The 8826-nt window shown below is 62.9% G+C and carries 5 protein-coding genes and 1 tRNA gene; all 6 read right to left on the reverse strand.

The features are described 5' to 3' along the window. Positions 1-177: 177 nt before the first annotated feature. Entirely contained in the window at positions 178-3522 is a 3345-nt protein-coding gene (locus tag IVB13_RS01190; protein ID WP_256467676.1) for an adenylate/guanylate cyclase domain-containing protein, read from the reverse strand. A gap of 98 nt (positions 3523-3620) precedes the next feature. Beyond that, positions 3621-4028: a hypothetical protein gene (locus IVB13_RS01195; RefSeq protein WP_247487444.1), complete on the reverse strand. Its 408-nt coding sequence runs from the start codon at positions 4026-4028 to the stop codon at positions 3621-3623. A 393-nt stretch (positions 4029-4421) separates the two neighbouring features. Continuing rightward, positions 4422-5651 carry a tyrosine-type recombinase/integrase gene (locus IVB13_RS01200; protein WP_247487447.1) on the reverse strand — a complete coding sequence of 410 codons (1230 nt, stop codon included), beginning with the start codon at positions 5649-5651 and terminating at the stop codon, positions 4422-4424. Positions 5652-5813: 162 nt separating this feature from the next. Beyond that, a tRNA-Ser gene (locus tag IVB13_RS01205) sits at positions 5814-5903 on the reverse strand. 282 nt (positions 5904-6185) lie between these two features. Continuing rightward, entirely contained in the window at positions 6186-6509 is a 324-nt protein-coding gene (locus IVB13_RS01210; protein ID WP_085385228.1) for a hypothetical protein, read from the reverse strand. A gap of 238 nt (positions 6510-6747) precedes the next feature. Then, positions 6748-8598 (reverse strand): dihydroxy-acid dehydratase, encoded by a 1851-nt coding sequence (gene ilvD / locus IVB13_RS01215; protein ID WP_204511243.1) that lies wholly within the window; start codon positions 8596-8598, stop codon positions 6748-6750. Positions 8599-8826 lie beyond the last annotated feature (228 nt).

The raw sequence follows: 8826 nt of genomic DNA on the forward strand, positions 1-8826 counted from the left end.
GGCTTTCGGACGCCGGCCCCCGGTGCGCGCCGCCCCACCGTCATGGGGCCGGCATCCGAAACCCTTCACACAAGCGGAAGTCGTCCGCGCCTCCAAAGTAAGTCCCGTGAGCGCAATCCCAACGACGGGTAAGGTCGCGTTTTCCAGGCTTTGCACCAGAGCACAGCGTAAACCCACTCATGCTCCGCAGGTCAACTCGTCGAGCAATGCCTTTGCGGCTTTCAAATCAGCGGTCTCGAATCCCTCCGTAAACCAGCTAAAGACCGGTGCGAGCAACGCGCGGGCGTCATAAGGCCGCCCCCGATCACACCACAGGCGCGCCAAGCTGCGGGCGGCGCCGAGCTCGAGCGACTTGGCGCCCTGTGCGCGGGTTATTGCCACGGCTCCCGCAAGGCAGGCTTCGATCTCAGTGGCCGATCTACCTTGCACTCGCATAAGCTCCCCCTCCATGCGTGCGAGTTCCCCCTCCCACATGCATTCGCTATTTCTCGCGATGAGGTCCTTCGCCTCCGCAATGATACGTAGCCCTGGTTCGGCCTGGCCGACTTGCGCATAGGCCGCGGCGAGCATGCAGAGATACCGGGCTTGATACCAACTGACGCCTTGAGCCGCGCGGCTCTCGGTACTTTGACACATGAGCGCGATGCCTGCCTCCGTGGCACCCTGCTGTACCATAGCCCAGCCGTGAAGAATCAGCCCATTCACGCGCCAATAGCCCAGGCTGTGCCGATCGGCCAGCTCAATGATCGCTTCGGCATGGGCTTGCACGCCCGGGACATCGCCGAGCAGTTCGTCCAAACCGGCGCCGGCGAAATTGTGGACATGCGCTGTGAGGTTCGCCTGGTCCAACTCCGCGGCGCATTGGAACGCCGCGGTGCTCGAACGACGCGCTTGCTCGGGAAAGCCCAGGATCCAGAGGACAGGCGCAAGATACGTGAGGGCCGAAACTTTCGGATCGTGAACGTAGTGCACCGGCTGCGATCGATGCTGACGCACGTCGTAGAGGCGCAGAATCGCCTCGAACTCGGACCGAGCTTCGGCAAACGCCCCGAAGTGCATGGCCGTGATCCCGGCCAAGCGGTGGCTGGCAAGGCGAACAAGTGGGCTTGGAAGGCGCTCCGCTACCTGCCGAGCCTCGTTGGTTAGTCGCCGCATCATGGAATAATCGCCGCGCACGAAGTAATAGACGAACTCACCGCTGAGGGTCGCGATGAGAGGCTCGGCCTCGCCGAGACGCTCGCACAGCGCGCGCGCACGGCTGTAGGCGGCACCTGTCTGTGGCGCAGAATAACCATGTACGGCGATCATGGGCGTACCGATCGCGACCTGAAAAGCGAGCTCCTGCCGATCCCGCTCGAAATTTTCCGGTAGCGTATTCAGCGCCTCTAACCCTCGGGTGAGATGCCGGATGGCTTCCAGATTGGCCGAACGTTGGGCCGCGCGTTCGCCGGCCTTCAGCCAATAGCCGACGGCACGTTCAATTTGGCAGGCCGCCGTAAAGTGGTGCGCCAGCAGTTCGGGCTCGCGCGCCACGCGGTCCGGGAATCGCCCCTCGACGGCTTCGGCGATGCGCGCGTGCAATCGCCGTCGATCGCTGCGCAGCAGTGTGTTGTACGCGGCATCCTGAACCAGAGCGTGCTTGAAGCTGTAGACGGCCTCTGGTGGCGCCCCGCGCTGGAACACCAGTTCAGAATGGACAAGCCGCGCCAATCTGTCTTGTATCTCACCCTCGCTTGGGCCGGCGACGGCGGCGACCAGTTCGTATGAAAACTCACGGCCAATGGCAGCCCCGATTTGCGCCATCTTCTTGGGACCCAGCCCAAGCCGGTCAAGCCGAGCCATCAACGAGGCCTGGAGGGTTGCGGGCACGGCAAGCGCCGATCGCGAGGTTGTGGCGCTCGCGTCTTCGCCGCTTTCTCGATTCGCTTGGGCTTCTACGACAGCCTTCGTCAACTCCTCGATGAAAAGCGGCACGCCGTCGGTGCGCTTGATGATCTCTTGCATGGTATGCCCCGCGAGTGCCCTGCCCGCGACCTGCTGCACCAGCGTCGCAACCTGACGCCGGTCGAGGCGGCTGAGGGTGAGCAACGTAACGTGCGACTGGCCGGTCCATGGCGACTCAAACTCGGGCCGGAATGTAATCAGCAACAACACAGGCAGATCTGCTACCCGATCGACCACGCGATCGAGGAGCTCGCGTGAGCTGGGGTCGATCCAATGGACGTCCTCGTAGACCAAGAATACCGGCTGGTTCTGCGCGAGGACGACGAGCTGGTGGAGCAACAGCTCGAATGTCTCCTCCTTCTTGCGCTGCGGATTTAGCTGGCTCGGAGGGTACAGATCGCCAGCGGGAAAATGTAGCAACTCGGCGACGAGGGGGAGACCCGCAATCGGCGACGATGTCGGCGCGAGCAGGGCCTCGATTTTGCGAAGCTTCATCTCCGGTGTATCGCCCCGTTCGAAACCTGCGGCTCGTTCGAGTTGCACAATCGTCGGGTGCAGCGCGCTGTCTTGGTGAAGCGCCGAGCAGAAGTAGCGCAGCCGGATGTGGGGCTCATCCCGCAGCCGCTCCTGGAGGGCAGCGGTCAGGCGCGACTTGCCTATGCCCGGCTCGCCCGAGAGCAGGATCACCTGTCCCGCACCTGACTTTGCCTCGATCCAGCGCCGAGCCAGCAGCTCGATTTCGTCCTCGCGCCCAACAAGCGGGGTGAGAGCGGCAGCCGAATGTAGTGCTTCGAAACGGCTTTCGATCGTACCCTCGCCACGCACGCGCCACGCACGCACGGGCTCGATAAAGCCCTTTAGCTCGACCGTACCGAGTTCCTCGTATTCGAAGATCCCGCTCGTCAGCTGCTGCGTATTCGCATCGATCACGACGCAGTCCGGCTCGGCCAAAGTTTGCAGTCGCGCCGCGAGATTCGGCGTCTCGCCCACTACACCACGCTCTTGGGATTCGCCGGCACCGATCAGGTCGCCTACGACGACGAGACCTGTGGCAATACCGACACGGACCGGCAGTCTGCCGCCGGGTGTAGCCGGCACTGGCCGCGCGGTCGTCACAATCTGCAGGCCGGCGCGAACCGCTCGCTCGGCGTCGTCCTCATGCGCCCGCGGGTAGCCGAAGTAGGCCAAAACCCCGTCGCCCATATACTTGGCCACGAATCCGTCGAAACGCCCGACCACCGTCGCGACGTCTTTGTGGTACTTGCCGAACACCTCGCGCAGGTCTTCCGGATCAAGCCGAGACGAAATCGCGGTCGAGCCGACGAGGTCGCAGAACATGACAGTGAGACGCCGACGTTCGGCACCGGGTAGCGCCGGCTTGGTAGGCGTATCTACGGCTGATGATCGTTCCGGAGGAGCGGCGGCACTGGTCAAAGGAGCGCCGCAGTAACCGCAGTAACTATTGCCAATCGGATTCTCACGACCGCAGACGCCACAACACGGCGGCAGCGGCGCGCCACAGTTCCCGCAGAATCGGTGGCCATCCTGATTGGCACTTCCGCAGCTCGGGCACTCCATGCTCGCCCTCCAGCTCGGAACAGGATAGCAGTTTAGACGAACATCGAATGCTTCGCTTGACTCAAAGAGGCCGCCAACTGAGGCTGCCTCCGCAGGCCTCAGGCCATTAGGTCGGTGATCCGCATAATTGCGACCGCATTGCTTACGTTGGACGCCTGCTCTTTGGTGTTCTTGTTGCAGGTCCAGACGAAGTTCTTTTTGGCCGTGAACGGCTTCCCCTCCTGGTCGATCTGAAGCTCACCTTCGGTGATATGGCAGACCATTGCATTATCCATCGGAGGACCCATAGTCTTCGATCCCGGCTGCATGATGATGTCACGCATCGAGACGGTCTTGAAACCGGGAATGAGGGATGGTGTCTCACCACTGTAAGCACGCACCACGACACCTGGCCACGGCGTCGCATCCTTGTAGTCCGTGGTTTGCGCAGCCGCCGGCTTCACCATGGCCGCCGAAACGGCTGCCAACCCTAGAGCCACTGCTGACCTTCGATTTACTGTTTCCATTGACCTCTCCTCATGGCAAGGCCCCCAGGGCCGAAAGGTCGCTCCTTTCGTGCAATAGAGTCCATGCGGCGCGATGGCCAACATCGTCGGCGGCGGCCAACAGTGCCCATGGTACCGTGAAATTCTAATACGATCTTCGAGGGAGAGCTATGCACCGCATCGCAGCAAACGGGCCCTGATGTCTCAGTTGGGTCACAAGCCGCCGATCACGCTCAAGGTGCCAGACTTCCGCTTTGCGTTCGTAAGCCGACTTTTATGAGAACAGCCTAGCAAGCGTGACAAACGCCTTGGAGCGCTTCCCTGGCTATCGCAGTCCACCGACTTGTAGATCAGTATGCCGAAACGATAGGCTGCCGCGTTGCCGGAGTAGATGCGCTCCTTCAGGTCCCTTTCCTACCCTGCCTTCCGATCGTTTAATTGGGACACATTACTGCCCGTGAGGAATACGGCCCAATCCTTCATCAACCCCCGGCGCTTTTCCAACTTCTGGCCTCGCTGATAGGCCGCGGTGGTCTCGCTCGTGTACTTGTGGGCCAGCGCAGCCTCGCGCACACCGTCCGGATAGTCAGTGCACTCCTCAGCCCAAGTGGCGAAGGTCGACCGGAAACCGTGCACAGTCACATGCCCGTAGCCGAGACGATCAAGTACCGCCAGCATCGCATTTTCGGAGAATGTCCCACCCTCCGGATTAGCGAAGATAAGTTTCCCTTGACGGCCGTCTCGCATCTCGTCGAGGACTGCCAACGCAGGCTCGGTCAAAGGAACGTAATGGTCTTGATCCATCTTCATTCGCTCGCCCGGGATCTTCCAGGTCGAGCTCGGGCGATCGATCTCCGACCAATGCCCTTCGACCGCCTCGTTCGTGCGGCAAGCGGTGAAGATGAGGAAGCGCAACATGGCGGCTGCCGTCCCGGACGCATCGGCAAGTTGCTTGATGAACGCCGGTGCCTCGGTGTACGGCAGAGCGGGATGATGACGGACGACCCGCTTGGATCGCTTTGGCAGCTTCTCACGCAACTGCCTGGTCAACTCGGCCGGGTTCCGGAAGTCCGCATCGTCGATGTCGACGTTCTTTGCGATGATCGTTTCGATCCGACCGCGGACACGGTTCGCGGTCTCGCGCTTCTCCACCCAGATCGGCTTAAGCAGATCGTGGATGTGGCTCGGCTTGATCTCCGGGATCGTGAGCTTGCCGATGGTGGGGTAGGCGTAGCGCTTGAGGGAGGACGGCCACTGATCGCGATGCTTCTCGCTCCAGGTCGACCAGTTCGCCCGGATGTAGGCTTCCGCGCATTCCTCGAACGTCGATAACACCACCTTGGCCTCGACGGCCTTCGCCTCTTCGCGTGCCTTTTGCCTCTCTCGTACAATGTCCACGCCGGCAATGCTGCGATCGCCTTTCACGCGCAGCCGGGCTGCATCACGGGCGAGCCGCGCATCCTTGAGTGACACGTCCTTAAGGGAGCCAAGGCCGTGCCAGCGCTCCTTGCCATCTTTCCAATATCGATATGACCAGCTCTTCGATGTTGGTCCGGTAACGATCAAGTAGAGGCCCTCACCGTCGGCGTATTTGCCGTGCTTATTTTGGCGTTCTACGTCGAGTGGTTTGAGCCTTCCAGCCATTGTTCCTCCGGGAAAAACCGTCCTCCGAACCTACGGTCCAAAGCTACGGTCAGCCTCCCGATTAGGGAGAACATCGACGAACTGCGAAGTACAGGTCTTCGATGCAAGTAGCTGATTTTGCTGTGGAGTTCGAACGACTGCGAACAGAGGAGAACAATATACTGGCGGAAGGGGTGGGATTCGAACCCACGGTACCCTTGCGGGCACGCCGGTTTTCAAGACCGGTGCCTTAAACCACTCGGCCACCCTTCCAAGTTCGGAATTGCTGTCGCTTAACGCAGTCGACGGCGCATGGCAACGCGAAGTTGGCGCCCGCCCCTTCCCCGGCATCGGATCTGTCAGGCGAGCGTCAGCCTGTTCCCTTACCCTATGCCCTCTCGGCGATCCCGGACACTGGCGACATCTCCCAGGGCGTCGCCGGTTGCGAGGCCCGGTTTGGAGTCGCCTCCGTTTCCGGGCCTCGTTTGCTGGCTGCAAAGAAAAGCGGCGCTCCCGTTGGGAGCGCCGCTTGAATTCTTCGTAAGCTAGCTTGGCTCAGTACCCGCAGGAGGCACAGTTCATCTGCACCGGGGCGTAATAGGAATAGCCCGGCTGGACCATCTCGACGCGCTGGCGCGTGGCGTATTGCGGCGGGATGCGCTCGTACTGGACGCTCGGCGGCGCCACCATCACGGTCTGCGGCACCATCACGGTGCGGTACTGCGCCGGTGCGCGGTGCGCCACGACGGAGCCGGGCGACACCATCACGGTCTCGTCGACGGTGCGGTATTGCGGCTGCACGTATTGCTGCTGGTAGCAGGTCGTGCACGGCGGCGGCGTGTAGCAATTGTAGCAGCCGGCGGAAGCCGCGCCGGTCATTGAAATCGCAGCGACGACTGTTGAGAAAACGACAGCGAGAGTGCGAGACATTATTGTGGTGCCCCAATTGCCCGAAACGGATTTGCGAAGATCGATGGCAGTATACGCCGCAAAATTCTGAGCTGCCGAAGTTCATCGGGGCATCCTTAATGCAAACGGCCGGCTTGCGCCGGCCGTTCAGAACTTGTTGACCATGCGCGATGCGTGATGCTTGCGATCACACCCGCACGTGACGCACTTACTTCGAGCGCCGCTTCACCTCGCGCACCGCGCCGCGCGCGGCGCTGGTGGTGAGCGCGGCGTAGGCCTGAAGCGCGGTCGAGACGTTGCGCTTGCGGCCGATCGCCTGCCATGCGGCATCGCCCTTCGCCTCTTCCACGGCGCGGCGCCTGGCGAGCTCCTCGTCGAAGACCTCCAGCGTGATGCTGCGGTTCGGGATGTCGATGGCGATGCGATCGCCGGTCCTGACCAGACCGATGTTGCCGCCTTCGGCCGCTTCCGGCGACAGATGGCCGATCGACAGGCCCGACGAGCCGCCCGAGAAGCGTCCGTCGGTGACGAGCGCGCAGGCTTTGCCGAGGCCCATCGATTTCAGATAGCTGGTCGGATACAGCATCTCCTGCATGCCGGGACCGCCGCGCGGGCCTTCATAGATGATCACCACGACCTCGCCGGCAACGACCTTGCCGCCCAGAATGCCTTCCACGGCGGCGTCCTGGCTTTCGAATACGCGGGCGGGGCCGGAGAATTTCAGGATCGAGGCGTCGACGCCGGCGGTCTTCACAATGCAGCCGTCCTGCGCGAGATTGCCGTAGAGCACGGCGAGGCCGCCGTCCTTGCTGAAGGCGTGCTCGAGGTTGCGGACCACGCCCTTCTCGCGGTCGGTATCGAGCTCGTCGTAGCGGCGCTCCTGGCTGAAGGCGACCTGGGTCGGGATGCCGCCGGGCGACGCCCGGAAGAAGGTGCGGACAGACTCGCTCCTGGAGCGCTTGATGTCCCAGCGCTCCAGCGCGTCGCTCATGGTCGGCGCGTGCACGGTCGAGACCGACGTGTCGATCAGGCCGGCGCGGTCGAGCTCGCCCAGGATGCCCATGATGCCGCCGGCACGATGCACGTCCTCGACATGCACGTCGGCAACCGACGGCGCGACCTTGCAAAGGACAGGCACGCGGCGCGACAGCCGGTCGATATCCTGCATGGTGAACTTGACCTCGCCTTCATGGGCGGCGGCGAGCAGATGCAGCACCGTGTTGGTCGAACCGCCCATCGCGATGTCGAGCGTCATCGCGTTCTCGAACGCCTTGAAGTTCGCGACATTGCGCGGCAGCACGCTAGCGTCGTCCTGCTCGTAGTGGCGGCGCACGATATCGACGATGGTGTGGCCGGCCTCGACGAACAAGCGTTTGCGATCGGCGTGGGTTGCGACCACCGTGCCGTTGCCGGGGAGCGCAAGGCCAAGGGCTTCAGTGAGGCAGTTCATCGAATTGGCCGTGAACATGCCCGAGCACGAGCCGCAGGTCGGGCACGCCGAGCGCTCGATCACCTTGACGTCCTCGTCGCTGACCTTGGAGTCGGCGGCTGCGACCATGGCATCGATCAGGTCGACCGCCTTGGTCTTGCCCTGCAGCGTGACCTTGCCGGCCTCCATCGGTCCGCCCGAGACGAACACGGCGGGGATGTTGAGCCGCAGCGCCGCCATCAGCATGCCGGGGGTGATCTTGTCGCAGTTCGAAATGCAGACCATGCCGTCGGCGCAATGGGCATTGACCATGTACTCGACGCTGTCGGCGATCAGCTCGCGCGACGGCAGGCTGTAGAGCATGCCGTCATGGCCCATGGCGATGCCGTCGTCGACCGCGATGGTGTTGAACTCCTTCGCCACGCCGCCGGCCTGCTCGATCTCGCGGGCGACGAGCTGGCCGAGGTCCTTGAGATGGACGTGGCCGGGCACGAACTGGGTGAAGGAATTGACCACCGCGATGATCGGCTTGCCGAAATCGCCGTCCTTCATGCCGGTCGCGCGCCAGAGGCCGCGGGCGCCCGCCATGTTGCGGCCGTGGGTGGTGGTGCGGGAGCGATAGGCTGGCATGGCGGTTTCCGTCCTCGGGTTTGGCTGGCCGGGCGCGGCAAAATTTCGAAGCCGCCTCAGGCCTTTCCGGCCGGATAGCGCACGGGGGGAACGCGCGCAACGGGAACTTGGGCCGGACAGGGCTCCCCTGCTCCCGGCGCGTGGGCACCGGCGGATCTGCGCCGTCATGCCCGGGCTTGTCCCGGGCATCCACGTTCTTGATGCGGAAAGGTCGTGGATGGGGGGGGG

Source organism: Bradyrhizobium sp. 17 (assembly GCF_023073515.1).
GTDB classification, from domain to species: Bacteria; Pseudomonadota; Alphaproteobacteria; order Rhizobiales; family Xanthobacteraceae; genus Bradyrhizobium; species Bradyrhizobium canariense_D.

Bases quoted from the DNA above. Each gene is read 5' to 3' on its own strand.
- ilvD (WP_204511243.1), bottom strand. From the start codon at position 8,598: ATGCCAGCCTATCGCTCCCGCACCACCACCCACGGCCGCAACATGGCG.
- IVB13_RS01195 (WP_247487444.1), bottom strand. From the start codon at position 4,028: ATGGAAACAGTAAATCGAAGGTCAGCAGTGGCTCTAGGGTTGGCAGCC.
- IVB13_RS01200 (WP_247487447.1), bottom strand. From the start codon at position 5,651: ATGGCTGGAAGGCTCAAACCACTCGACGTAGAACGCCAAAATAAGCAC.
- IVB13_RS01210 (WP_085385228.1), bottom strand. From the start codon at position 6,509: ATGACCGGCGCGGCTTCCGCCGGCTGCTACAATTGCTACACGCCGCCG.
- IVB13_RS01190 (WP_256467676.1), bottom strand. From the start codon at position 3,522: ATGGAGTGCCCGAGCTGCGGAAGTGCCAATCAGGATGGCCACCGATTC.